Source organism: Kitasatospora sp. NPDC004615 (genome assembly GCF_042873545.1).
Taxonomy (GTDB): Bacteria; Actinomycetota; Actinomycetes; order Streptomycetales; family Streptomycetaceae; genus Kitasatospora.
Window position 1 is genome coordinate 44,886 of record NZ_JBIALQ010000017.1, and the last position, 22,166, is coordinate 67,051.

The following is a 22,166-nucleotide window of genomic DNA, read 5'->3' on the forward strand; positions in this document are numbered from 1 at the left end:
ACGCTGGCCCGGTACCGGACGCTCGCTCGCCCGGCGCCCGCTCGGTTCGGGGGTCGGCGCAGCCGCCCGCTGCCCGTTCTCGTCCCGCCACAGCGGCGTTCCGCTGCGCGAGCCCGCTGGCCTTCGCCCCGTCATGGTCACCCCTTGTCCACTGCCGCGTCGTCGGCGCGACGTTCGGCCGGTTCGGCCTGACAGACGCGCACCGGACGCCGTTCGGTTCCTCTACACGCATGTAGAGGTTGGAGCGAAGCATACAAATCCCGTCCGGGTACGTAAGCTCACCCCCAGGTCGTCGCGGCGGGCCACCCGCCGTGGGCGACACCTGGCAGAACGCGGCAGGCCGTCGGCAGGACACGGTCGCCGGTCGGCGACGGACCGGCGGCCGGGCAGCGGCCCGGAACAGAAGGAGGCCCGGCGGTGGCGGAGCGCGGCGCGAAATGGCCGTGGGCGGTGCTGGCCCTGGCGGTCCTCGCGATCTGGGTGTACGAACGCGGCGACGACTCCGCGTCCCCGTCCGCCACCCCGCCCGCGGCCTCGGCCAGTGGCCCGGCCTCGCAGGACCCCTCGCCGGACTCCTCGTCCACACCGCGCGGCTCGGCCGACTACGCGCCGCCGCGGTTCGCCCCGGAGGTGCGCAAGTACGCCGCCGAGGCGGGCATCGACCCCCAGTTGCTGATGGCGATCCTGTTCAACGAGTCGTACAAGCCGCACGGGCCGGACGTCGAGCGGGCCTGGCAGAAGATGAAGCCGGAGGCCTCGTTCGGCGTCGCCAACATGCACCGCGCCGCGTACGAGGACACCCGCCAGGGCCGCCCGTTCGCCGACCGGCCGTGGGAGGACCTGCCGGACGACCCGGCGCTGGCGGTCCGGGCGGCCGCCTGGCACCTGCACGACCTCTCGGCGCAGCTGCCCGCGAAGTGGTCGGCCTCGTACAACCGCAACGAGTTGATGGCGCTCGGCTACAACACGGGTGCCGGCAACATGCTGGCGTTCGCGCGCGGCGCGCACCCGGGCCCGGAGGCCCGGTCGTACCTGGACCGGCTGCACGACAACTGGGACAAGTCGGCTGCCGCGATTGCTTCTTGACGCGCGTCAGGGGGTGTAGGCCCGCTCCAGTTCGGCGAGCGGGTAGGGCGTCAGTTTGCTCTCGGCCCGCAGGCGGCGGTGAAAGCCGTCCAGCACCACGGCGGTCGGGGCGTGCCGGTCGAGCAGGTCGGCGGCGGGTGCGGGGACGGTGGCGGGGCGGTGTCCGGCGAGCCAGTCGCGCAGGAAGTCGGTCCGGGCGGTGTCGCCGCGGTAGCGGTCGAGCAGGTGGTGCTGGAGCAGGTGGTTTGCGGTGTAGTGGCGGTCGTAGCCGCGATGTCCGGCGAGGAAGCGGCGCTCGGCGGGGGTGAGGTCGAAGCGTTCGCTGAGCGCGAGGCCGAAGTCGGCGAAGGCGATCAGGCGGCCGTCGGTGAGCACGTTCGTGAAGTGCGCGTCGAAGTGCAGGAAGCCGCGTTCGTTCATGAACCGTGCGCCGCGGGCGAGTTCGCCCGCCGCCCAGTGGTGCGGGGCGCCGGTGCGGTCGGGGTGGTGGTGCAGCCAGTCGGCGAGGGTGTGCGGGAAGTGTTCGAGGAAGAGCACCAGGCTGTGCGTGGCGCCGGCGAGCGCCTCCAGCCGCCTGCGCACGGCCGGGTGCCCGTCCCAGTGGGCAACAGTTGCGTCGAGTCCGCCGAACTGGTCCAGGAAGCCGTCGGCCGGGGTGTCGGGCAGAACACGCCAGTGGTACATCAGCGGGAAGCCTTCGTGGGCGCGATCGAGCACCCAGTGGGTGGTGAGGGTGTGCGCGGCGAGTTCGCGCCAGGCGCCGAAGCCGGTGGAGCCGATCCCGTACTGGTAGAACCCGGGCAGTTCGAAGTGGTTGGCGGTGCTGCGGACGTTGCCCGCCGCGAGTTCCAGGTCGGTGAGCGGCACCCGTTTGACGAACACCCGGATCCCGTCGATCTCCAGCGCGCCGGTCCGCCCGCCGACTCCGGACCCACCGGGCGCCGACTCCCCTGCGGCGGCGAGCAGTTCGCCGAGCTGCCGGTCGCCGAGCAGCGCGAGCGCGGTGGCGGCCGTCCCGTAGGCCCTGATCCGCGCGTCCGTCGCCGGATCCTCTGCGTCACGCATCGACAACTCCCCCGTCCGGCACCCTCGTTCGGCCGAGCCTACCGCCAGGGTGCCGGAACGGCGCAGGAGCCGGCCGGTCAGTGGTGCCAGGCCTGGCCGCCGGTGTTGTGGATGAACCGCTGCAGGGCCTTGATCGTGGTCAGGTACTCCTCGTCGGAGATGCCGGCGTGGCGCTCCGCCCACAGTTCGTCCTGGAGAGCGGCGCCCTTGGTGAACACGGCCAGGCCTTCGGGGGTCAGGGCGAGCCGGCCGTCGGACTCGGTGGTCCAGCCGCGTTCGACGGTCCCCTCGATCTCGGCCTCCATGACCTCCCGTCCGGCGTCGAGGTAGCCGTGCAGCAGGTCGGTCACCTCGGTGCGGACGCGCGGCCCGTCGGGGTTGTTCAGCTGGGCGAGCACCCACCACTGCGGCTGGGTGAGCCCGAGTTCGGCCAGCGCGCCCCGGGTTCGGCTGACGACCGCATTGTAGGCCGCCCAACTCCAGTAGCCGATGGGCTGCTTGATCAGTTCGGCGTCGCTGTGCGAGTACTCCATGGCCGGGCCCTCCCCGTCTCGTCGATCACTGCGGTACGTCCGACCCTAAAAGTTCAAGCGCGCTTGAGGTCAAGCCCCGCCCCCACCCCATCACCTAAACTGACTCTCCGTCAATTTCCGGCCAGCGGAGGGTCATCAATGTCCGAAGACCTGCTCATCGCCAAGATCGCCCACGGTTTCGACCACCTCGACGCGGACGGCGACGGCCTGCTGACCGAGCAGGACCACGTCCTGATGGGCCGGTCGGTGGCACGTTCGCTCGGGCACCCGGCCGGATCGCCGCAGGAGCAGCGGATCGTGGACGCGTACCTGGCGATCTGGCGCGAGGTACATCTGCCCCAACTGCCCGCCGGCGTAAGAGCGATCGGGCGGGCGCAGTTCCTGGAGTCCACGGCGGCGCTGGCGGACGATCCGGCGGCGGCCGAGGCGGTGCTCGGCGGTCTGGCGCGGGCGTTCCTGGCGATCGCCGACGCGGACGGCGACGGGCAGTTGGACGCGGACGAGTTCTTCGCCTTCCAGCACGGCCACTTCCCGCAGCTGCGGCGCATCGACGCGGACTCCGCGTTCGCGCATCTGGACCGGGACGGCGACGGCGCCCTGTCCGCCGAGGAGTTCGTCACCGCGATCGTCGAGTACTGGAGCAGCCGCGACCCCGAGGCGCCGGGGAACTGGTGGACCGGCAGCCCGCAGGGCCACCCGGACCCGACCACGCTCTGACCTCCAACAGCACGGCTCTCGGGCGCCGTTGACCATTCCTCGGGCGGATTTGACCGGGCGGCGGGCCCCGGGCAGCCTGGTGGACATGACAGATCTGGATCTTGCGGGGTGGGTGGCCCGGGTCGACGCCGAGACGGCGGGCGCCGGGGACATGCAGCGGATCGCGCACGCACAGCGCCTGGCAAGGCAGTTGACCGAGCTGGGCCACCGCCTGGTGGAGCACTACCTCGCGGCGGCGGACCCGACCGAGGCCTGCTGCGAGGAGGCGCAGGCGGCGGAGGACGAATCGGACGCGCTGCTGGACGGGGCCCTGCAACGGGCCCGGCAGCTGGGGCACCGGGAGACCAACACCGGCCACCTGCTGCTGGCGCTGACGGCCGTGGACGACACGGCGGCGGCGGTGCTCGCGGGGCTGGGGGTCTCGCAGGAGGCCCTGGAGTCGGCGATCGCGCAGGCGTGGGAGGGCCACAAGTGGTGGCGGTTCCCGGTGCCGGACGGCGAGTTCCCGCCGTTCGCCTCGAGTACGGAGGGGGTGTACCGCCGGCTCACCGACCCGTCGGCCGGGGCGGGTCTGCTGACGGAGCGGCTGCTGCTGAGCGTCCTGGAGCAGGACCACCAGGGCCCGGGCCGGATCGCCCTGCACACGCTGGGCCTGACCTCCCGGCAGGTGCACCGCGAGCTGACCCGCCGCCTGGCCACCGCCTGAGCCACCGCCTGAGCCTCCGCCCGGCCACCGCCTGAGCCGCCCGCCCGCCCGCCGGCGACGCGTTCTCCGCTGTCCGGCGGCCGCTACGGGTCCGCCCGGGGATCGGCGGGCAGACTGGGGGCATGACCGCTTCTCACGGGCTCGGCCCGGCCGATCACGACGAGGCGCACGACCCGGGGCTGGGCGGGCGGCTGAACTGGCTGCGCGCGGCGGTGCTCGGCGCGAACGACGGTGTGCTGTCGACGGCGGGCCTGGTGGTGGGCGTGGCCGGCGCGAACGCCACCTCGACGCAGCTGCTGACGGCAGGTCTGGCGGGCCTGCTGGCGGGTTCGCTGTCGATGGCGGCGGGCGAGTACGTGTCGGTGAGCACCCAGCGGGACACCGAGCAGGCGGCGCTGACGAAGGAGCGGCACGAGCTGCGGCACACGCCGGAGGCCGAGCTGGTGGAGCTGGCCGGCCTGTACGAGGCGAAGGGCCTGGATCCGCAGCTGGCGCACCAGGTGGCGGTGCAGCTCACCGCGCACGATGCGCTCGGCGCCCACGCGGAGGCCGAACTCGGCATCGACCCGAACGAGTTGACCAATCCGTGGCACGCCGCGTGGGCGTCCTTCGCGGCGTTCACGGTGGGTGCGCTGCTGCCGCTGCTGGCGATCGTGCTGCCGCCGCCCTCGTACCGGATCTGGATCACCGTGGTGGCGGTGCTGGCCGCGCTGGTGTTCACGGGCTGGAAGAGCGCCCGGCTGGGTGACGCGGATCCGCGCCGGGCGGTACTGCGCAACGTGGTGGGCGGCGCCATCGCCATGGGTGTGACGTACGCGGTCGGCACGATTCTGGGCGCGTCCACCGAGTGAGCCCGGGCGTGCGTCAGGAGCCCGTACCGCGCGTGCTGGGCGCGTCCACCGAGTGAGCCCGGACGTGCGTCAGGGGCCCGTCCCGCGCGTGCTGCCGCGGTGCGGGCCCCTGACGGACGTTCAGTAGCGCAGGTCGGCGGCGATCCGTCCGGCGTCGGAGAGCGTGCCGTCAGGGACGAAGCGGACCGTGGCACCGGCGTCGAGGGCGCGTTCGATGACCTCGTCGACGATGTCCTCGCGGGCGCCGGGCTCGTCGGCCTGCGCGGGCACCAGGTGGTCGCCGTCGTCGCGGACGGTGGTGCGGAAGTTCTCCTCGACCACCAGCAGTGCGATCCGGCCCTCACCGACGGTCTGCCAGACCTCGTCCAGTCCGGCCGCGAAAGCCTTGCGGCCGCGGGCCTTGTCGAGCTGGGCGAGCGCGTCGGAGATCTCCTGGTCGGCGTGGGCCCGGACGGCGGGTTCGACCACCTGGCGGACCTTCTCGGCGCCAAGCTGGGCGAGGCCGCCGTGCGGGACCTGCGCGGCGGATTCCTTGGCCATCGGGCCGACGGCGTCCAGCAGCGCGAGCGCGGGGGCGTCGCCGAACACGAACAGCGGGCGGGGGTCGGCGGCCAGCACCTTGGCGATCTCGGTGTCGGCCTGCCGCAGGAAGGTCTTGGTCTCCTCGTCGCGGAAGGTGCTGGGGGTGTCGCCGATCTGCTCCTGGCGTTCCGGGTCGGGGTTTTCGTGCTTCTCGTACTCCCGGATCAGCGGGAAGCCGTAGCCGGTCTCCTCCGTCACCCGCTCGTCGATGCCGCCCCACAGCACCACCCGGTCGGCGGCGACGGCGAGCACCCAGTGCGGGCGCTCGGCGATCTGCGCGGCGACCAGGTTGCGGGTCAGGAAGGTGTCGGACAGGACCACCCGGGCGGCGGCGGTACGGCCGAGTGACCACACCTGGTGCTCGCCGGGCGCGGCGAGGATCGCCAGGCCGTCCTCGGCGTGCACCAGGTCGACCTCCTTGAGGGCCTGGTCGAGCTGCCCCAGCACGTCGATCCGGACGGCGCGGTCGACCTGGGGATCGGCCTGGACCCGCTCCTTCGCCTCGGCCACCAGATTGCGCAGCCGGACCGGGTCCTGCGCGTTGTCCGGCTCCCGCCGGTGCGTGGGCATCAGGATCGACACCGCCGGGTACGGGCGCGGCCGGCGCAGCTCGGCGAGGACGGCGGGGCTGAGGGCGGGGTGCATGGAGACCCTTTCCGAAGGCGGTTCGGCCTTCTGTGGCGGTTCGGCCTGCTGTGCGTGGACGCGCGAAGCCTGTGCTCTGCTCCAGAATGTCCCAAATGTACCCATCTGCCCTGCGGCGCGTCCCCCCGCCGGCCCGGCCGACACGCCGTGTTCGGCTGTTCCCCCGCCTACTGCCGGCCGCGCCCCCCGGCGAGGCGGCGGGCGGCGAGGTGGGCGGCGACGGCGGCGAGTGCGCCGAGGGTGTAGCCGAGCAGGTCGGACGGGTCGAAGGTGGTGCCGAGGGCGAGCCGGGCCAGGCGGCTGTGTGCGGCGAGCGTCTCGGGGACGCCGGTGAGCTGGAACGTCTCGACGGCGAAGCTGGTGGCGAGCGCGGCGGCACCGGCGGTCCACGGCCGCAGGCGGGGCGCGGCGGCCATCAGCAGCGTGTGCAGCAGCGCGGTGTAGAGCGCCCCGCCGAGCAGCGCACCGGCGGCGGACGGCAGCAGGCCGGGGGCGACCAGGCCGAGTGCGACGACGGCCGCGGCGGCCAGCAGCCAGCGGGCGCGGCTGCGCATCTGACTGGACGTCAATGTCCTTTCCAGCAGCGGACGGTGGGGCTCGGACGGGTGCGGTGGGCGTGGCGGGTGCGGGTCGCTGGTGCGCATCCGCACAGCCCATCACACGGGTCGGTCGCGGGTGCGCCCGGGGCGGGCCCTACGGTGGGGGCATGCGAACCATCGAGTTGACCTGCGCCCCGGCGCTGGACCGGGCGGTGCGGACGGTGTGGCGGCAGTTGGCCGACGGCGGGGTGGACTCGCTGGCGGACAATCCGCACCCGGCGCACCGGCCGCACCTGACGCTGGCGGCGTGCGGGGCGGTCGAACCGGAGCAGCTCGCGGAGCTGGGTGAACTCCTGGCCGCCGCACTGCCGTTGGAGGTCCGGTTCACCGGTCTGCTGTCGTTCAGCGCGCGCAGCCGGCGGCGGGTGCTGGCCTGGGGCGTGGTGCCGAGCCCGGAGCTGGTGGAGCTGCACCGCGAGGTGTGGCGGCTGCTGGCCGCCGCCCCCGACCCCAATCCGCTGTATCTGCCGGGCCGTTGGATGCCGCACCTTGGCCTGACCCGTCGCCTCGAACCGGACGCCCTCGCGCAGGCCCACGACCTGCTGGGCCGCCACCCGGACCTGACCGGAACCTTCGACGCGGCGCGGACGTTCGACTCCGAGACCCAACTCACCGTCCCGCTGACGCCGGTGGCTCCGCGAAGCCACTGACGCGCTACCGCCGGTGGCTCCGCGGAGCCGATGACGACCGGTCCGGCGCAGGGTCGGGAATGCGCCACGGCTCCCCCGTCGAACGCGCTGCCGCTCCCCCTGACCTCCCCGGCGTACGCCCCTTGTCCTGGCGAAAGACGCTTCCCTGGCGAGTCCGGGTTTGATTGACTTCCGGTCATGACCTCCCCTGTGTTCGAGACCGTGCCGCCCCACCCGATCGCCTACCTGGATCGACTGGCCGTCTCGGATCTCGGTCTCGCCTACAAGGCGACGATGCTCACAGCGCTCGCCGCCGAGCGCGGCCACACCGTGGTGGACCTGGGGTGCGGCCCGGGCACGGACCTGGCGGCGCTGGCCGAGGCGGTCGGCGCGGAGGGCACCGTGTACGGGGTGGACCACGACCGGGAGGCGGCCGACGCGGCCACCGACCGGACGGCGCACCTGTTCCAGGTCGCGGTGCGGCTCGCCGATGTGCACGACCTGCCGCTGGCGGACGCCAGTTGCGACCGGGCGCGCACCGACCGGGTGCTGCAGCACGTCGCGGATCCGGCGCTCGCGCTGCGCGAGGCCCGCCGGGTACTGCGTCCCGGCGGCCTGCTGGTGCTGGGCGAACCGGACTGGGGCACCCTGACGATCGACCACCCGGAGCCGTCGCTGACCGCCGCGTACACCCGGTACGTCACCGACCACGCGGTGCGCAACGCCCGGATCGGCAGTCAACTGCCGCGGCTGGCCGCCGAGGCCGGTCTCGAGGTGGTCGACGTCCACCCGCTGACGCCGGTCTTCCGCGAGGTGGCCTCCGCCGACCGGGTCCTCGGCCTCCAGCGGGTCACCCGGCGCGCCGTCGCCGCGGGCTACCTCTCCCCCGCCGACGCCGACCGCTGGCTCGCGCACCTCGCCACCGGCCCGTTCCTGGCCACCGTCACCTTCCACGTCGTCACGGCGCGCGCCTGAACACCGCTCAGGCGCGGCCGAGGGCCCGGTCCACGGTGATCTCGATGACCACCCGCTCCGGGTTCTCGCGCGGCTGGCGGTAGCGCTCGGCGTAGCGGCGTTCGGCGTCGGCGACGGACGCGGCGTCCTGCCGGATCACGGCACGGCCCTCCAGGGTGGCCCAACGCGCCCGGTCCACCTGGCAGATGGCGACCCGCTGCCCGGCCTCGCCGGCGGCCAGCACGTTGCGGACCTTTCGGCTCTCCCGGCTGCTGATCACCCGGGCGATCCCGGTCTCGGGGTCGAAGGTCGCGCCGACGGGCACCACGTGCGGGGTGCCGTCGGGGCGCAGCGTGGTGAGGGTGCACAGCTGGTACTCGCGCCAGAACGCGAGGTAGGCCGGGTCGAGGTTGTGGATGTCGTGTGCCATGCCCGCATGGTACGGCGGGCCCCCGGGCGGCTCCGTGGCGGCCCGGGGCGGACCCGCCCGCTGGGGTGCGGGCCGGGCCGGGTAGCGTCACCGCTGGTGGGGGCGGTCCCTGCCGGAGTGCGGCGCGGTGGCGGAGGGAGTCCGGGGTGGCGACGGTGGAGGTCCGGGAGGGCGGGCAACTGTCTTTCTCCGCTCGGCGGTTCACGGTGGACGGGTTCGCCTCGGCCCCGGACCCGGAGGGCCCGAAGCGGCGCGGGAAGCTGCTGAGGGAGCGGGTGCCGCTGGAGTCGCACGCCGGGCTGGTGCTGTCGGCGTCCCGGCCCGACGTGCTGGCCGCGGTGGAGTCGGCGAACGTCGGCCGGCTGCCGCACCTGGTGCCGCTGCGGGTCGGGCGGATGGCGGCGTCGCCGTTCGCGTTCCTGCGCGGTTCGGCCGGCCTGATGGCGCACGACCTGGCGACCACCCCGGTGAGCGGCGTCACCGCGCAGCTGTGCGGGGACGCGCACGCGGCGAACTTCGGCCTGTACGGGGACGCCCGGGGCCGGCTGGCGCTGGACCTGAACGACTTCGACGAGACGGTCGTCGGCCCGTGGGAGTGGGACCTGAAGCGGCTGGTGGCGAGCCTCGTCCTGGCCGGTCGCCAGCTGGGCGCGGACGAACTCGCCTGCCGGCAGGCCGCGTTCGACGCGGCGGCGACCTACCGGCGGACGGTGCGGCGGCTGGCCAAGCTGCCGGCGCTGGACGCGTGGAACGCCTGGGACGCCATCGCCGAGCACCAGTTGGTGGAGTTCGCGGACGCGCACGAGCTGAGCGAGGTGCTGGCGGCGGTGTCGGCGAAGGCGCTGCGCAACACCGGCGCGAAGTTCGCGGCGCGCTCCACCGTCCTTACGGAGGACGGGGGTTGGCGGTTCGTTCCGGCGCCGCCGATCCTGACCGATGTGACGGACCGTCAAGCTTCCCTGGTGGCAGGCGCGTTGGCCTCCTACCGCGACACCGTGCCGGCGGAACTGCACCCGCTGCTGGGCCGGTTCCAGGTCCAGGACGTGGCGTTCCGGGTGGTGGGCACCGGCAGTGTCGGCACCCGCTCGTACGTGGTGCTGCTGACCGACCGCCGGGGCGGGCCGCTGGTGCTCCAGGTGAAGGAAGCCCGCCCGTCGGTGCTGCTGCCGCACCTGGTGCGGGCCGGGTTCCCGATACCCGCGGAGGGCGGCCACGAGGGCCGCCGGGTGGTGCTCGGCCAGAAGCGCATGCAGGTGGTGTCGGACCCGCTGATGGGCTGGACCACCGTCGCCGGACTCCCGTACCAGGTACGCCAGTTCCGCAACCGCAAGGGCAGCGTCGACCCGGCCGCCCTGACCCCCGCCCAACTCGACGACTACGCCCGCCTCACCGCCGCCCTCCTCGCCCGCGCCCACGCCCACACCGCCGACGCCGCCCTGATCGCCGGCTACTGCGGCAAGGACGACCGCCTCGACGAGGCCCTGACCGCCTTCGCCATCACCTACGCCGACCAGTCCGAAGCCGACCACGCCGCCCTTCTCACGGCGATCCGCACCGGCCGCCTCCCAGCCGAGAGCTGACCGCCGGGAGCGGCAGGGGCGGGCCCGGTGACCTGCGATTCGTCCCGGTCCAGCGTCCGGCCGCGACGCTCTCGCCGGCGTCGTCTGCCTCCGGGTCGGCTGAGCCAGGGCTCCGGTGAGGCCTGTTACGCCTCCGGCAGCCGCCACTCGAACACGATGAGGTCGTCCTCCCAGCGGCTCGGTTCGCCGAGTACGTCAATGGCCTCGGGTACGCGCAGCAGGGTGCGGTTGCGGAGCAGGTCGCGGCGTTCGCCGGGTGTGAGGGCGCGTTCCTCGGGACTGAGGTTCAGCGGGTGGTCGGTGGCGAGTTCGGGGTCTCCGTCGATCGGGCGGTCGCCCTGGACGTTGAGGTGGTCGCCGTCCGGGGTGCGGTAGTCGAGGCGGAAGTCGGTGCGCCACTGGGAGTTGGAGCCCCAGCCGTGCGACCGGTCGTGGACGCGGCGGCCGCGGCGGCGGTACGTCCAGTACAGCGGGAACCTGTCGGCGACGCCGGCCTGCGCGTGGCGGGCGCCGGCCCGGATCCGCACGCCCGCACGGACGAACAGGAGCTGGCCGAGCATCAGGCCGGGCCAGCACACCTCGGTGATCTCGATCGGCGCGTCGGGGTCGGCGGCCTGCTCGACCTCGACGATCTCGTGCAGGAACGGGTCGAACGCGCCGTCGCCGTCGAAGCCTGTCATGCCGAGCCCGGTGAAGAACTCGCGGCAGGCGGAGACCGGCAGGTGCAGCCACGGCTCGACCTCCCTGCCGTCGGTGCACGGCGGCTGGTGGTCGAACACCAGGAGGTCGCTGACCCGGCTGAGGGCGTACAACTCCCAGACAAGGTACTGCCCGGAGGGCACGGACTCCTCGTCCTCCCACCAGCGGGTGGCGTGCTCGCCCGCCCGCGCCACGGCGCCGCGGTAGCCGCCCTGGGCACGCGCCAGCCACCGGTCGAGCACGTCTCGGGTCGTTCGCCCGCCCTCGCGGGACATCAGTGATTCGTACAGTTGGCGTGCATCCACCCCGTCGATCATGGCGGGCAGCGTAGGGCTCCACACGGGCCCGCCGCCACAGCATTTGCCCCCGCGGCGCCGCTCAGCCTTCCCCGAACCCCGCGACGACCACGCACCCGACCCACCCCACGGACAGCGCCGGCACTGCCGCGATGCCGGGGAACACATGGGCGGCGAGCCTGGCGACACGCGAGCCGTGCTCCCGCAGTGCGGCGGAGCGGACCAGCGCCACCGCGATCACCGGCACTGACCGGAACACGGCGAACGAACCGTCCGGCATCTCAACTCCCCTGACCCCCACCGGCGCAGGGTGATCCTACGGCGGCGGGTGCGCCCGGCGCCTGCCGGGCGGGGCACAATGAGGCGCATGCGAGTACGAACGGTGCAGGTCGGGGAACTGTCGGCGCTTCAGGAGATCGAGCGGGCCGCCGGTCGGTGGTTCCACGAGGTCGGGATGGCGGAGATCGCGGAGGACGAGCCGCTGTCGGTCGAGGAGTTGGGGCGGTATGTCGAGGCGGGGCTGGCGTGGGTGGCGGTGGACGGCGAGGACCGGCCGGTGGCGTACCTGATCGCCGAGCGGGTGGACGACGCGTTGCACGTGGAGCAGGTCTCGGTGCATCCGGATGCGGCGCGCCGGGGTGTCGGGCGCGCGTTGCTGGAGCATGCGGCGCAGGTGGCGCGGGCCGACGGGCTGCCGGCGTTGACGCTGACGACGTTCGCGGAGGTGCCGTGGAACGCGCCGTACTACGCCCGTTGCGGGTTCCGGCCGGTGCCGGCGGAGTTGCTCGGGCCGGAGCTGCGGGAGGTGCGGGCGCGGGAGGCCGAACACGGGTTGGACCGCTGGCCGCGGCTGGCGATGCGCCGTACTCTCTGAGCCACCCGGTGCCCGCCCGGACGCCGGTGAGTGCCACCGTCCCGGTGCGCGGGGCGGCCTGACGTGGGAGGGGCTGAGCATGGTCGCGCGGGGAACGGCACGGCTGCTGGTGGGCAACAGCGGTGAGGAACCCGTGGAGTTGACGGTGGAGCCGTGGTCCGGGGCCTACTGGATCCCCCCGGGCCGGACGTTCGCGGTGGTCACCCCGGCGTCCGGCGAGGACGGATCGTGGCGGGGCACGGCCGGCCCGCACGGGCTGTTCGGGGTCGACCGTCGGCCGGATTCGGTCACCGTGTGGCCGTACGGCAGTTGCTTCCAGCTGACCGACGGGGCGGGCACGGCGGCCGGCGCCGACTGGGGCCGCCCGGAGCGTCCGCCGGCCTGCTGAGTCCGGCCCGGGTTCGGGAAATCCGCTGGCGGGGCGGGGTGTCGGCGCGTCATGATCACCGGCATGAACGTCCTCTCCCCCACCCTGTTGCTCGCGCCCCGGATCAACGAGACCGGTCTGCAACTGCGTACGGCCGCCGGCCGGCGCGGGATGCGGGCGTTCACGGCATCGTCCTGGCGGGCCCCGCAGGAGTTGCTGGGGCAGCAGGTGCACCTGTACGGCGGCCCGTTGTTCGGGGACGCGGTCGGCGGGGCGCTGGGGCTCGGCCTGTTGGAGCCCTCGGCCGGCTGGCTGGCCGCGCTGCCGCGTGAACTGACCGGCCGTACCGTCGAGTTGACCACCCTCGCGGCGGCGCGCCGGCTGACCGGGCCGGCGTTCGTGAAGGCCCCGGCGGACAAGCACTTCGCGGCGCGGGTGTACCGCGACGGCGGCGAGCTTCCGGGCCCTGAGCTGCTGGACGGGGAGGTGTCGGTGCTGGTCAGCGAGGTGGTGCAATTCGCCGTCGAGTACCGGCTGTTCGTGCTGGACGGCACGGTCCGGGCGGCGTCCCGGTACGCGCGTGACGGCGAACTGTCCATCGGCGCCGACGATTTGGACGGACCGGAGGCGTTCGTCGCCGAGGTGCTGGCGGCCTCGGCGGAGTGCGCGCCGCTGCCGAGCGCGGCGGTGGTGGACGTCGGCCGCACGCCCGGCGGCTGGGCGGTGGTGGAGGCCAACGCGGCCTGGGCGAGCGGCGGTTACGCGTGCGACCCGGACGCGGTGCTCGGCGTGGTGCTGCGGGCGGCCGGTCCGCTCGAGCGACTTCCGGACGGCGACCGGCCGTTCCTGCGGGAGTTGCCGCAGATCGAGGATTGACGCACGCCGAATTGGGGGTGCGCGGGGCGGCCCGGCTGGGCGAGGATGATCGTCATGAACTCCTCGCACCTCACCCACATCACCGAGCCGCCCGGCGTCGCCCCAGCCACCGGCTACACCCACGTGGTCACCGGCACCGGCCGGCTGGTCCAGGTCTCCGGGCAGGTCGCCCTCGACGAGCAGGGCCGGGTCGTCGGCGAAGGCGACCCCGAGGCGCAGGCCCGGCAGGTGTTCGCGAACCTGGACCGCTGCCTGTCCGCGGCCGGCGCGAGCTTCGCCGACGTGGTGAAGCTGACCATCTTCGTCACCGACATCGGATACCTTCCGGCGATCCGCGAGGCCCGCGCGGCGTACATCGACCCGGCGCGGCTCCCGGCGAGTTCGGCGATGCAGGTGGCGGCGCTGTTCCGGCCCGAGATCCTGATCGAGATCGAGGCGATGGCCGTCGTCGCCGGCTGAATCCCCGTCCGGGCCAATACCCGCCCCCTGTCCGCCGGTTGAGATTCCACGGGTGGCTGGATTCCGTACTGCTGCGGGGCGGGTGTGCCGCATACGGTCGGGGGTGGCTGCCGGTCGGCAGCCTGCGATCTCTCGCCAGGAGGACGGATGACCACCGCCGCGCACCCCGAGGCCCCCGACGCGCAGCCGCTGGTGCCCCTGCACTGCCTGCTGCGCGCCGAGCCCGGCCCGCCGAGGCTGGCGGCGCTGCCGACCGGCACCCCGGTGTGGGTGCTGACCCGGCACGCGGACGTCCGGCAGGCGCTCGCCAACCCCGGCTTCGGCCGGGCCACGCTGTACGCGCCGGACGCGCCGCCGCTGACGCTCACGCCGAACATCCTGGACGACCCGGCGTCGATGCTGAACAGCGACGGCCCCGACCACCAGCTGATCCGCCGCACCGTGCAGCGCGCTTTCACGCCACGGGCGATCGAACGCTGGCGGCCCTGGGTGGACGGCGTGGTACGGGAGTTGGTGGACGACCTGGTCGCCTCGGGCTCGCCCGCGGACGTGGTCGCGGCGCTCACCAAGCCGCTGCCCGTCCGGGTGATCAGCCGGTTGATGGAACTCGACGGCCTGGACATCGACCGGCTCGGCCACTGGAGCGACCACGCACTGTCCACCACGGCGTACACGGCGGACGAAATCCGCACCGCCATCCGGGAGTTCAGCGAGTTCGGGTACCAGCTGGTGGTGGCCCGCCGCAAGAACCCCGGCGAGGACCTGGTGAGCTCGCTGGTGCAGGCCGCCGACCAGACCGGCGGGGTGACCGAGGAACAGCTGACCTCGCTCACCATCGGCCTGGTGATCGCCGGACACGAGACCACCATGACCAGCTTCGGCAACGCCCTGGTCTACCTGCTCGACCCCCAACACGCCGACGCCTGGCGGAAGATCGGCGAGGACCTGTCGGCAGCGACCGCCGCCACCGAGCAGATCCTGCGCACCGTCCCGCTCGGCGACCGCACCTCCGCACCCGGACTGCTCCGCCGGGCCGTCACCGACGTGGAGATCGGCGGCGTGGTCATTCCCGAGGGCGCGATCATCGCCTGCGACGCCGGCGCCGCCAACCTCGACCCGGACGTCTACCCGCCCGGCCCCACCGACCTGTTCACGCCGCTCGGCACCCCGTCGCTGACCTTCGGCGCCGGCCCGCACCACTGCCTCGGCGCCTGGCTGGCCCGGATGGAACTCGAACTCGGCCTCCACCACCTGGCCCGCGTCCTGCCCGAACTCCGCCTCGCCGCCCCCGTCGAGGACATCGCCTGGCGCACCGGCCTGCTCACCCGCAGCCCGCTGCGCCTGGAGGTGACCTGGTGAGCACCGACCCCGTCGTCGTGACGGTCGACCAGTCCCGCTGCATCGGCAGCGGCCTCTGCGCCCGCACCGCCCCCGACGCCCTCACCCTCGCCCCCAACGGCCGCGCCACCCCCCTCCACCCCACGGCCACCCCGTCCCCCGACCTCACCGAAGCCGCCGAGATGTGCCCCGTCGAGGCCATCGCCGTCCACCACGCCACCACCGGCGAACTCCTCGCCCCCGTCTGGTAGTTCGGCCCTCCCCCACCGGCCCCGAGAGCATCTCCCTCCGGGGCCGGTGGCGCGCCACCGCCTGCACCAGGTCGCCCCAGGGCTCGTCCCCCGGGGCCGGTACGGTGCGCAGCATGGTCGACCCACTCACCTCCGACGCGATCGCCGCCTGGCAGGCCCGCACGAACGCGGCACTCGCCGACCTGACGGCCGGTTTCGAGGACCGTTTCGGCTACCCACCGGGCGTCAACGCGGTGCACCCGGCCACGCCCGCCACTCGCGCTGCCGCGGAGGCTCTCGGCCCGCTGCCCGCCGACCTGGCCGCGCTCTACCGCGAGATCGCCGCCGCCGACCTCCCGGACGTCGACCACGGCTTCTTCGTCCACCCGCCCGACCTGGTCGCCGCCCACGGCCCGCACCCGCTGGTCTTCGCCAGCGACGGCGGCGGCCTGCTCTTCGCCCTCACCACCGACGGCCGGGTGCTGCGCTCGCTCGCCGCCTCCCGCGACGCCGGGTTCGCGCTCGAGGCCGGCTGTCTACGCGACTTCCTGGACCAACTGGCCGGGCGGGCGGAGGCGCTGGGTCAGTCCCACCAGAGGACGGTCATCAGCCCGCGCCGGGCCGCGCCCACGTAGAACGCCTGCAAGGCGTGGAGGTGGCCCAGCAGGTAGCGCGCCGGGTCGCCGTCGAGGTCGAAGCCGAGCAGTGCGGCCAGGGTGGGGCCGGACGGGAGCCGGTCGAGCAGGGCGGGGAAGTCGATCTCGGCCAACTCGGCGGCGACTTCGGCGACTTCGGCGGGTGTGAGTGCGGTGGCCGGGCCCACGAAGGCGATCGGGTGCGGCCAGGTGTTCAGGACACCCAGGTCGACCGCCGCGGAGCCGTCGAGCGCGCGGCGCAGGGCGTCCACCTGCGTCCTCTCCAGGCCCGCACGTTCGCAGACGGCCCGGAGCGCGACCGGGGACCAGTCGAGGTCGAGGTGGTCCCCGGCGGGCGGGTCCCAGTCCGGATCGCCGTCGTGGAGTGCGGCGTGCCGGCGGCAGCGCTCCAAGTGGTCCGGGGTGATCCGGGCGAGCTGCTGGGTAATGGCCATGACGCCAAGTGTCCGGCCGCTGTCCAGCGGGTTTCAGCCGAGGCGGGGGACGCGCGGGCTACCCGATTCGCGCCGCCGGCTGCGGAGTTCCGCGCCGACCGTGACGGACAGAGCGGCGACGGTCAGCAGCGCCGGCAGCGCCCAGGCCGGGGTGAAGCTGCCGGTGAGGTCGACCAGCAGGCCGAGGACGGGCGGCACCGTGATGATGGCGACCTGGTTGACGGACATGGCCAGGCCCAGGGCGAAGCCGGTCCGGCCGGGCGGGGCCGTCTCGGTGACGTGGGCGACCCACGGGCCGTACCAGCCGAAGCCGAAGAAGCCGAGCCAGACGAAGACGCCGGACGCGACCACCGGAGCACCCCCGACCGGCGTCATCAGCAGAGCGAGCCCGACGACGACGGCGACCATGCAGACCAGCACCACGGCATGCCGACCGAACCTGCTGCGGTCGCTCCACGCGGCCAGGCAGACCCGTCCCACCACTCCGGCGCCCTGCGCGGCCACCAGCACCAGGGCGGCCTGCCCGGCGCCGAGCGACGCCTCCCGGTGGAGGTGCAGCACTGTCAGCACGCCCACCCCGCACTGGACCGAGACCAGGCTGGTCCCCGCCAGCATGATCTTCACCATCGCCGGTTCACGCAGCATGCCCAGCCGCGCGCGCAGCTGCGCCGACAGCGGGAGCGACGGTTCCACCGGCCCGGCCGGCCCGGGCGGCCTCCGGTAGCAGCCCATGAAGAGACCGGCCCCGAGCAGCGCGACCCCGCACCCCGTCACCAGGGTCGCCTGCCACCCGAACTCCCTCGCCACCACTGGGAGTACGGCCGAGGCGAGCGCCGCCCCGAGCGGCAGCCCGGCCTGGCGAACGCCCATGGCGAAGCCGCGCTGCGACGCGTCGAACCAGGACGCCACCGACTTGCTCCCGCCCGGTTGGACGGTGCTGTACCCCGCACCGACCACCAGCAGCGCACCCAGCAGCGCCGGGTAACCGGACGCCAGGCTCCCCAGCCCGAGCGCCAGCCCGACCACGCCGGCGCCGGTCCCCACCACCCACCGCTCGCCGTACCGGTCCAGCAGCACACCTGCCACCAACAGGCCGACCAGCGGCGCGAGTTGGGCCGCCGAGACCAGCAGGCCCAGCTGCGCCGTACTCAGGTCCAGTGCGCTCTGAAGCTGAACTCCGAGCGCCCCGATCCCGCCCACGAAAAAGCCGGACGCGGCCTGGGTGAACGTCGCGATGCCCAGCACGACCCAGCGATAGGGCAACGGGTTGCGGCGCGCGGATCCGGCACGTGCGGCGGTCTGTTGTGTCATGCCGCCCACCCTGTTGTAATGCCCTTGTGCAGCTCAACCCTTACGGCGAGGACGCGGTGAACCTGGCCGCGGATCTGGCCAACCGCCGCCCCGGGAGCGCGGACGAACTGGCGGACCGCTGCCTCGCCGCCGGCCTCGCCCTGGAACGCCCGGTGGCACCGGACGATCTCGGCCGCGCCCTGGCCGCACTCGACGCCTGGGAGAAGGTCGTCGACGCCGGCGGGGAGCAGGAGCGCGCCGACCTGCTCAACCGCATGCTGGCCGAGGCCGCCGCCTACCCCCGCCTGACCTCCCACGCCGACACCGGCTGGCACCTGCACTACCGGGACGCCGAACAGCCGCTCGGCGCCCTCCTGTTCACCCTGTTCGCGGTCGGCACCGCCCTGCACCTGGCCGGCCGCGGCATGCACCGCCTCCGCCGCTGCGAGGTCCCCGAATGCGCAACGGCCTTCGCCGACACCTCCCGCACCGGCCGCCAGCGCTACTGCTCCCCCCGCTGCGCCAACCGCGACGCCGTCCGCCGCCACCGCGCGCGCACCGCGACCGCCTCAACGCCCTCCTGAGCGCCGCTGCTTTCTGCGGCCAGTCAGAAGTGCGGCCTCCCACCTCCGGTGTCCCCACTGGCGGATAGCCTCCGGCGGGAACGAGCGGCTGACGGGAGTGGACGTGGACATCGAGGAAATGCTGGACCGGCTCGGCACGGTGATCGGGCCGCCGCCCGCGGGCGGAGTGGTTCCGGTGCCGTGGGAGCTTGGGCCCGAGGTGCTCGGTTTCCAACTGCCTGCGGACTACCGGGCGTTCGCCGACCGGTACGGGAGGGTCAGCATCAGCGACGAGCTGCACATCTACACGCCATCGGCAGCGCCCGGCCTCGAGATCGCGCAGCCGCTCGGCTTCGAGGGATTCCTCTACCACACGACGGATCCCTACGGGTACTCCGGCTCCCTGGGCCAGGCCTACCTGGACGGGGACTACGACGAGTGCCCGTATCCGATGTTCCCGGCCGAGGGCGGGCTTCTGAACTGGGGTAACAACGGGAACGCCGACCACTTCTTCTGGTTGATGCGGGGGCCGGACCCGGACCGCTGGCCGGTTGCTGCCGAGTTCAACTCGGCGCGGGAGTGGGACCTGTTCGAGGGTGGCTTCCTGGAGTTCCTGCTGGCGGCGGTGACGAAGCAGTATCCGTACCACGAGGACGTTGTTCCCGGCGGAATGAAGGAGGTCGGTGACGGCCGCGGCTATCGCTTCCGGGGTGACTGGTCGAAGCAGCTGGGTTGGCAGTGAAACCCGCGATCATGAGACGGCCTTCACGACCTGCACCGGCCACCAACGCCACTGCCCCCGTTGCGTCAACCGCGACGCGCCCGTCCGCCGACACCGGCGCGAACTACTGCCACCCGACCGGCAGTTCAACAGCGCCCTCTCAACCGACCCGCAGATGCCGGATCTTGACGCCGGCCCGGCGCAGCGTCGCCCGGAGCGCCGTGTCGGTGTCCGGGGCGGGGCGCAGCCCGGCGAGTTGGGCGATGCGGTCCGCGACCTGGGTGACGGTCAGCCGGTCGGTGTGTACGTGGGTGGCGAAGGCGGGGTCGGCGAGCCGGTGGAGGCAGTCGTCGAGGCGGCGAACGGCGAAGCTCTGCCCGTGCGGCGGGGCGGGCAGCCGGGCGAGGCGCCGCAGGTGGTGCACGGGTTCGCGTTCGGCGAGGCGGCGCAGCACGGCGGCGCGGTCGGCGAGCAGGGCGAAGTGCCGTACGTCGTGGCCGAGTTCACGCAGGCGGCCGACGGTCTCGGCGAAGTACGCCGGATCGGTGACGGTCATCGGCACGATCAGCGGGCCGGGGTGACGGCGCGCGGCGAGGTCGAGCATCTCGACGGTCCCGGTGCGCCACGCGGCCAGGTCCTGGAAGTCGCCGCGCAGCGCCGGGGGCAGCATCCGGTGCAGGCCGAAGCCGAGGTGTTCGGGGTCGCAGACAACGGCTCCCGGCAGCCGACGGGCCAGGTTGTGCGCGGTCTGCGTCTTCCCGCCCCCGAACGGCCCGTTGATCCACAGCAGCACGACCGACACCTCCAGACAGCAGTTGCTGTTACTACAATGACACGGCTGCTCGCCCGATCCCGCCGCCTGCGATCATGAGGGCTTTCTGCACCTCGGAGGGGTACATGGGTCACGTCTTCGCTCGGCTGACCGGTTTCGGCATGACGCTGATACCGGTCTGGCCCTACACCTTCGAGCGCCCGGACCACGCGCCGGGCACGGTACGGGTGACCCGCTGGGAAGGGCAGACCGCCCACACCGCTGTCGTGACTGGCCCTGCGGCGCAGCCGACGATCGAGTTGGCGGACGCCCGGTCGGCGACCGAGGTCGTCGAGGTGCTGGCCGGACCCGACGAGCGCGTCTGGCGGATCGAGACCTCGCCGTTCTCGGTCGAGTGGCCGGAAGGCTTCTCGATCGACTCCCCGCCCGCCGGCGACACCTCCACGCCGTTCTGCCTGTTCGGGCCGGCCGGCTCCGTGATCTACCTCCAGGGCCCGCGCAGCCTCGATCGGATCCCGCCGCTCACCCAGTTCGTCGCCCCTGGTCAGACCATCGTCGGTCACCGCACCGAGGCCGCGTTCGAGGCCGTCGAACTCGCCTACCAGCACGACGGCATCGCGTGGCGGCAGTGCCATCACCTGGTCGCCTTCACCGACACCCTCGGGCTCGTCGTCACTGCCCAGTCGCCCGCCGCCCACTCGGACCAGGTCCGCCGGGCCGCCGAGTTGGTGGCCCGGTCGGTCCGGGCCCGATCCGGCACCTGAAATCGGGGATCACCCCCGCCCGACGGCCTGCGGAAAGTCGAAGAACCCGTCCGGGTCGTACGCCGCCTTGACGGCGACCAGCCGCGCGAGATTGGCCCCGTAGTACGCGTGGCCGAAGTCCTTGAGGTACGGGTCGGCGTAGTTGACGTACGCGCGGTCGCCGGCCCACGGGCGCATGGCGCGGCGCAGGTCCTGCTGCCAGCGGGCTGCCGCGTCCAGGGCGGCGGCCGGCGCGCCGGGCTCGAAGACGCTGTGGTACTGCGCCGAGAACAGGGCGTCGCGGTGGACGAATGCGGTGTCGGCAGGCGCCACCCGTCCGACGGCCCCTTGCAGGCTGTCCAGCAGGACGTAGGCCGGACCGCCGTCCGCCGCACGGCGCTCGACCGCACCGACCAGCGCGTCGATGCCGGCGGGCGGCAGCAGGACCGGGAAGAAGTTGGACGTCGCGACGAACGGCGGCCGGTCGATCACGGCGTCCGGTGTCTGCCCGGTCAGGCGGAGTTGGGTCACGCTGCCCGGGATCCCCGTCGTCGACATGATCATCTCCTGGTAGGAGAGGACCTCGTTGCTCAGCTCGAGCGGCTGGATACCGACGGCGGCGACCAACTGCTCTGCCACGTCGGGCTCTTCGCCGAGGACGTAGATCCCCGACTCCACCACGCACTCGCCCGTCTCCTCGACGGACAGCCGCAGGAAGGACCAGACCTCGTCCGCCTGGCCCGGCGCCCAGCGCTGCCAGGCGTCCACGATCCGGGCCGCGTCGCGCCAACTCCAGCGCAGGCCGACCCGGGTGACCTCGGTCGTGGGGTGCGTGCGGAACGTGAACTCCGTGACGACCCCGAAGTTGCCGCCTCCTCCGCCTCGCAACGCCCAGAACAGCTCCGGCTCGCGCTCCGCCGAACACTCCCTGACCCGGCCGTCGGCGGTCACCACCTGGGCGGAGACCAGCCGGTCGCAGGTCAACCCGTAGGCGCGGCAGACGATTCCGATCCCCCCGCCGAGCGTCAGCCCCGCGATGCCGACGCTCGGGCAACTGCCCGCCGGTATGCTCCGGTTCTCGGCGAGCAGCGCGTCGTACACGTCGATCAGCAGCGCCCCGGCGCCGACCGTCGCGGTCCCGTCGGCGGCAGACCCCTCGGTGGTGACCGCGTTCATCCGGCTCAGGTCGAGCGTGACGCCCGGGCTGGTGGACCACCCCCCGTAGCAGTGCGTCCCCGCGCGCGCCGCCAGCGGCAGCCCGTACCGGCGGGCGAAGGCGATCGTCTGCCGCACATCCTCGACCCCCTGCGCGAACACCACCGCCTGCGGATGAACGTCGAACCGCGAGTTGTACGGCAACCGGGCCACCCCGTACGCCTCGTCCCCCGGCCGCACCAGAGTGCCGTCGAGATCGCGGGCCAGTCCGTACCAGTCGGTCGAGGTCGTGCGCAGCATCGGCTTCATCCTGCCG

Annotated in this window: 28 protein-coding genes; 17 read left to right on the forward strand and 11 right to left on the reverse strand. The window is 73.5% G+C overall.

Annotated features, from left to right (window positions below; all coding sequences use genetic code 11):
- Positions 1 to 417: 417 nt before the first annotated feature.
- Entirely contained in the window at positions 418 to 1,086 is a 669-nt protein-coding gene (locus ACFYS8_RS35465) for a transglycosylase SLT domain-containing protein (RefSeq protein WP_387649488.1), read from the forward strand.
- Positions 1,087 to 1,092: 6 nt separating this feature from the next.
- On the opposite strand, the gene ACFYS8_RS35470 is transcribed toward ACFYS8_RS35465, so the two are convergent.
- Positions 1,093 to 2,151, reverse strand: coding sequence for a protein kinase family protein (locus ACFYS8_RS35470; RefSeq protein ID WP_387649490.1), 1,059 nt, complete (start codon positions 2,149 to 2,151; stop codon positions 1,093 to 1,095).
- Positions 2,152 to 2,228: 77 nt separating this feature from the next.
- A complete protein-coding gene (locus tag ACFYS8_RS35475) occupies positions 2,229 to 2,684 on the reverse strand; it encodes a MarR family winged helix-turn-helix transcriptional regulator (RefSeq protein WP_387649493.1) in 456 nt (151 codons plus the stop codon).
- 138 nt (positions 2,685 to 2,822) lie between these two features.
- On the opposite strand from ACFYS8_RS35475, the gene ACFYS8_RS35480 reads away from it, so the two are divergent.
- The 3 genes from ACFYS8_RS35480 (at position 2,823) to ACFYS8_RS35490 (ending at position 4,958) form a co-directional block, all read left to right on the forward strand.
- On the forward strand, positions 2,823 to 3,401 hold the full coding sequence (locus ACFYS8_RS35480; RefSeq protein ID WP_387649496.1) for an EF-hand domain-containing protein: 579 nt from the start codon (positions 2,823 to 2,825) through the stop codon (positions 3,399 to 3,401).
- 85 nt (positions 3,402 to 3,486) lie between these two features.
- The gene (locus tag ACFYS8_RS35485; RefSeq protein WP_387649499.1) at positions 3,487 to 4,107 is read left to right on the forward strand and encodes a Clp protease N-terminal domain-containing protein; all 621 of its coding nucleotides are present in this window, start codon (positions 3,487 to 3,489) and stop codon (positions 4,105 to 4,107) included.
- Between the two features lie 122 nt (positions 4,108 to 4,229).
- Entirely contained in the window at positions 4,230 to 4,958 is a 729-nt protein-coding gene (locus ACFYS8_RS35490; protein WP_387649502.1) for a VIT family protein, read from the forward strand.
- Between the two features lie 120 nt (positions 4,959 to 5,078).
- Here the strand turns inward: ACFYS8_RS35490 and ACFYS8_RS35495 are convergent, their stop codons facing one another.
- Together ACFYS8_RS35495 and ACFYS8_RS35500 are read right to left on the reverse strand one after the other, a co-directional pair.
- Positions 5,079 to 6,185, reverse strand: a complete 1,107-nt coding sequence (locus ACFYS8_RS35495; RefSeq protein ID WP_387649505.1) for a chemotaxis protein — start codon at positions 6,183 to 6,185, stop codon at positions 5,079 to 5,081.
- A 167-nt stretch (positions 6,186 to 6,352) separates the two neighbouring features.
- Positions 6,353 to 6,754 (reverse strand): DUF2809 domain-containing protein, encoded by a 402-nt coding sequence (locus ACFYS8_RS35500; RefSeq protein WP_387649507.1) that lies wholly within the window; start codon positions 6,752 to 6,754, stop codon positions 6,353 to 6,355.
- A 137-nt stretch (positions 6,755 to 6,891) separates the two neighbouring features.
- Between ACFYS8_RS35500 and ACFYS8_RS35505 the strand changes: the two genes are divergently transcribed.
- The gene (locus tag ACFYS8_RS35505; protein ID WP_387649510.1) at positions 6,892 to 7,434 is read left to right on the forward strand and encodes a 2'-5' RNA ligase family protein; all 543 of its coding nucleotides are present in this window, start codon (positions 6,892 to 6,894) and stop codon (positions 7,432 to 7,434) included.
- Positions 7,435 to 7,611: 177 nt separating this feature from the next.
- Entirely contained in the window at positions 7,612 to 8,388 is a 777-nt protein-coding gene (locus tag ACFYS8_RS35510; RefSeq protein ID WP_387649513.1) for a methyltransferase domain-containing protein, read from the forward strand.
- A gap of 7 nt (positions 8,389 to 8,395) precedes the next feature.
- On the opposite strand, the gene ACFYS8_RS35515 is transcribed toward ACFYS8_RS35510, so the two are convergent.
- On the reverse strand, positions 8,396 to 8,797 hold the full coding sequence (locus ACFYS8_RS35515; protein WP_387649515.1) for a pyridoxamine 5'-phosphate oxidase family protein: 402 nt from the start codon (positions 8,795 to 8,797) through the stop codon (positions 8,396 to 8,398).
- A gap of 146 nt (positions 8,798 to 8,943) precedes the next feature.
- On the opposite strand from ACFYS8_RS35515, the gene ACFYS8_RS35520 reads away from it, so the two are divergent.
- Positions 8,944 to 10,377 (forward strand): DUF2252 domain-containing protein, encoded by a 1,434-nt coding sequence (locus ACFYS8_RS35520; protein WP_387649518.1) that lies wholly within the window; start codon positions 8,944 to 8,946, stop codon positions 10,375 to 10,377.
- 125 nt (positions 10,378 to 10,502) lie between these two features.
- Here ACFYS8_RS35520 and ACFYS8_RS35525 read toward each other — a convergent pair whose 3' ends face one another.
- On the reverse strand, positions 10,503 to 11,381 hold the full coding sequence (locus ACFYS8_RS35525; protein WP_387649521.1) for a hypothetical protein: 879 nt from the start codon (positions 11,379 to 11,381) through the stop codon (positions 10,503 to 10,505).
- A gap of 73 nt (positions 11,382 to 11,454) precedes the next feature.
- On the reverse strand, positions 11,455 to 11,652 hold the full coding sequence (locus ACFYS8_RS35530) for a hypothetical protein (RefSeq protein ID WP_387649524.1): 198 nt from the start codon (positions 11,650 to 11,652) through the stop codon (positions 11,455 to 11,457).
- 87 nt (positions 11,653 to 11,739) lie between these two features.
- On the opposite strand from ACFYS8_RS35530, the gene ACFYS8_RS35535 reads away from it, so the two are divergent.
- From ACFYS8_RS35535 to ACFYS8_RS35565, 7 genes are all read left to right on the forward strand, one after another.
- Positions 11,740 to 12,246, forward strand: coding sequence for a GNAT family N-acetyltransferase (locus ACFYS8_RS35535; protein WP_387649527.1), 507 nt, complete (start codon positions 11,740 to 11,742; stop codon positions 12,244 to 12,246).
- A 79-nt stretch (positions 12,247 to 12,325) separates the two neighbouring features.
- Positions 12,326 to 12,634, forward strand: coding sequence for a hypothetical protein (locus tag ACFYS8_RS35540; protein WP_387649530.1), 309 nt, complete (start codon positions 12,326 to 12,328; stop codon positions 12,632 to 12,634).
- A 63-nt stretch (positions 12,635 to 12,697) separates the two neighbouring features.
- Positions 12,698 to 13,489 (forward strand): ATP-grasp domain-containing protein, encoded by a 792-nt coding sequence (locus ACFYS8_RS35545; protein ID WP_387649532.1) that lies wholly within the window; start codon positions 12,698 to 12,700, stop codon positions 13,487 to 13,489.
- A 54-nt stretch (positions 13,490 to 13,543) separates the two neighbouring features.
- A complete protein-coding gene (locus ACFYS8_RS35550; protein ID WP_387649535.1) occupies positions 13,544 to 13,948 on the forward strand; it encodes a RidA family protein in 405 nt (134 codons plus the stop codon).
- 147 nt (positions 13,949 to 14,095) lie between these two features.
- Positions 14,096 to 15,307 (forward strand): cytochrome P450, encoded by a 1,212-nt coding sequence (locus tag ACFYS8_RS35555; RefSeq protein WP_387649538.1) that lies wholly within the window; start codon positions 14,096 to 14,098, stop codon positions 15,305 to 15,307.
- The gene (locus tag ACFYS8_RS35560) at positions 15,304 to 15,537 is read left to right on the forward strand and encodes a ferredoxin (protein ID WP_387649540.1); all 234 of its coding nucleotides are present in this window, start codon (positions 15,304 to 15,306) and stop codon (positions 15,535 to 15,537) included. The genes ACFYS8_RS35555 and ACFYS8_RS35560 overlap by 4 nt, the downstream gene beginning before the upstream one ends.
- Before the next feature lie 113 nt (positions 15,538 to 15,650).
- Positions 15,651 to 16,151 carry a hypothetical protein gene (locus ACFYS8_RS35565; protein ID WP_387649543.1) on the forward strand — a complete coding sequence of 167 codons (501 nt, stop codon included), beginning with the start codon at positions 15,651 to 15,653 and terminating at the stop codon, positions 16,149 to 16,151.
- On the opposite strand, the gene ACFYS8_RS35570 is transcribed toward ACFYS8_RS35565, so the two are convergent.
- Entirely contained in the window at positions 16,100 to 16,606 is a 507-nt protein-coding gene (locus ACFYS8_RS35570; protein ID WP_387649545.1) for a DUF1877 family protein, read from the reverse strand. The two genes, ACFYS8_RS35565 and ACFYS8_RS35570, sit on opposite strands and share 52 nt — an antisense overlap.
- Before the next feature lie 33 nt (positions 16,607 to 16,639).
- Positions 16,640 to 17,917 (reverse strand): MFS transporter, encoded by a 1,278-nt coding sequence (locus tag ACFYS8_RS35575; RefSeq protein WP_387649548.1) that lies wholly within the window; start codon positions 17,915 to 17,917, stop codon positions 16,640 to 16,642.
- Between the two features lie 26 nt (positions 17,918 to 17,943).
- On the opposite strand from ACFYS8_RS35575, the gene ACFYS8_RS35580 reads away from it, so the two are divergent.
- Together ACFYS8_RS35580 and ACFYS8_RS35585 are read left to right on the forward strand one after the other, a co-directional pair.
- A complete protein-coding gene (locus tag ACFYS8_RS35580) occupies positions 17,944 to 18,480 on the forward strand; it encodes a CGNR zinc finger domain-containing protein (protein WP_387649550.1) in 537 nt (178 codons plus the stop codon).
- 103 nt (positions 18,481 to 18,583) lie between these two features.
- Positions 18,584 to 19,201 carry a hypothetical protein gene (locus tag ACFYS8_RS35585; RefSeq protein WP_387649553.1) on the forward strand — a complete coding sequence of 206 codons (618 nt, stop codon included), beginning with the start codon at positions 18,584 to 18,586 and terminating at the stop codon, positions 19,199 to 19,201.
- A gap of 139 nt (positions 19,202 to 19,340) precedes the next feature.
- Here ACFYS8_RS35585 and ACFYS8_RS35590 read toward each other — a convergent pair whose 3' ends face one another.
- Positions 19,341 to 19,973 carry an AAA family ATPase gene (locus ACFYS8_RS35590; RefSeq protein ID WP_387649556.1) on the reverse strand — a complete coding sequence of 211 codons (633 nt, stop codon included), beginning with the start codon at positions 19,971 to 19,973 and terminating at the stop codon, positions 19,341 to 19,343.
- A gap of 104 nt (positions 19,974 to 20,077) precedes the next feature.
- On the opposite strand from ACFYS8_RS35590, the gene ACFYS8_RS35595 reads away from it, so the two are divergent.
- Complete coding sequence (locus tag ACFYS8_RS35595; protein ID WP_387649560.1) at positions 20,078 to 20,716, forward strand: hypothetical protein; 639 nt, start codon at positions 20,078 to 20,080, stop codon at positions 20,714 to 20,716.
- Between the two features lie 9 nt (positions 20,717 to 20,725).
- Here the strand turns inward: ACFYS8_RS35595 and ACFYS8_RS35600 are convergent, their stop codons facing one another.
- Entirely contained in the window at positions 20,726 to 22,150 is a 1,425-nt protein-coding gene (locus tag ACFYS8_RS35600; RefSeq protein ID WP_387649562.1) for an FAD-binding oxidoreductase, read from the reverse strand.
- Positions 22,151 to 22,166: the final 16 nt, after the last annotated feature.

Coding starts and splice junctions, on each gene's coding strand:
- ACFYS8_RS35470 (WP_387649490.1), bottom strand. CDS start 2,151: ATGCGTGACGCAGAGGATCCGGCGACGGACGCGCGGATCAGGGCCTAC.
- ACFYS8_RS35540 (WP_387649530.1), top strand. CDS start 12,326: ATGGTCGCGCGGGGAACGGCACGGCTGCTGGTGGGCAACAGCGGTGAG.
- ACFYS8_RS35505 (WP_387649510.1), top strand. CDS start 6,892: ATGCGAACCATCGAGTTGACCTGCGCCCCGGCGCTGGACCGGGCGGTG.
- ACFYS8_RS35555 (WP_387649538.1), top strand. CDS start 14,096: ATGACCACCGCCGCGCACCCCGAGGCCCCCGACGCGCAGCCGCTGGTG.
- ACFYS8_RS35600 (WP_387649562.1), bottom strand. CDS start 22,150: ATGCTGCGCACGACCTCGACCGACTGGTACGGACTGGCCCGCGATCTC.
- ACFYS8_RS35565 (WP_387649543.1), top strand. CDS start 15,651: ATGGTCGACCCACTCACCTCCGACGCGATCGCCGCCTGGCAGGCCCGC.
- ACFYS8_RS35480 (WP_387649496.1), top strand. CDS start 2,823: ATGTCCGAAGACCTGCTCATCGCCAAGATCGCCCACGGTTTCGACCAC.
- ACFYS8_RS35475 (WP_387649493.1), bottom strand. CDS start 2,684: ATGGAGTACTCGCACAGCGACGCCGAACTGATCAAGCAGCCCATCGGC.
- ACFYS8_RS35535 (WP_387649527.1), top strand. CDS start 11,740: ATGCGAGTACGAACGGTGCAGGTCGGGGAACTGTCGGCGCTTCAGGAG.
- ACFYS8_RS35490 (WP_387649502.1), top strand. CDS start 4,230: ATGACCGCTTCTCACGGGCTCGGCCCGGCCGATCACGACGAGGCGCAC.
- ACFYS8_RS35530 (WP_387649524.1), bottom strand. CDS start 11,652: ATGCCGGACGGTTCGTTCGCCGTGTTCCGGTCAGTGCCGGTGATCGCG.
- ACFYS8_RS35515 (WP_387649515.1), bottom strand. CDS start 8,797: ATGGCACACGACATCCACAACCTCGACCCGGCCTACCTCGCGTTCTGG.
- ACFYS8_RS35595 (WP_387649560.1), top strand. CDS start 20,078: ATGGGTCACGTCTTCGCTCGGCTGACCGGTTTCGGCATGACGCTGATA.
- ACFYS8_RS35510 (WP_387649513.1), top strand. CDS start 7,612: ATGACCTCCCCTGTGTTCGAGACCGTGCCGCCCCACCCGATCGCCTAC.
- ACFYS8_RS35545 (WP_387649532.1), top strand. CDS start 12,698: ATGAACGTCCTCTCCCCCACCCTGTTGCTCGCGCCCCGGATCAACGAG.
- ACFYS8_RS35485 (WP_387649499.1), top strand. CDS start 3,487: ATGACAGATCTGGATCTTGCGGGGTGGGTGGCCCGGGTCGACGCCGAG.
- ACFYS8_RS35495 (WP_387649505.1), bottom strand. CDS start 6,185: ATGCACCCCGCCCTCAGCCCCGCCGTCCTCGCCGAGCTGCGCCGGCCG.
- ACFYS8_RS35550 (WP_387649535.1), top strand. CDS start 13,544: ATGAACTCCTCGCACCTCACCCACATCACCGAGCCGCCCGGCGTCGCC.
- ACFYS8_RS35570 (WP_387649545.1), bottom strand. CDS start 16,606: ATGGCCATTACCCAGCAGCTCGCCCGGATCACCCCGGACCACTTGGAG.
- ACFYS8_RS35575 (WP_387649548.1), bottom strand. CDS start 17,917: ATGACACAACAGACCGCCGCACGTGCCGGATCCGCGCGCCGCAACCCG.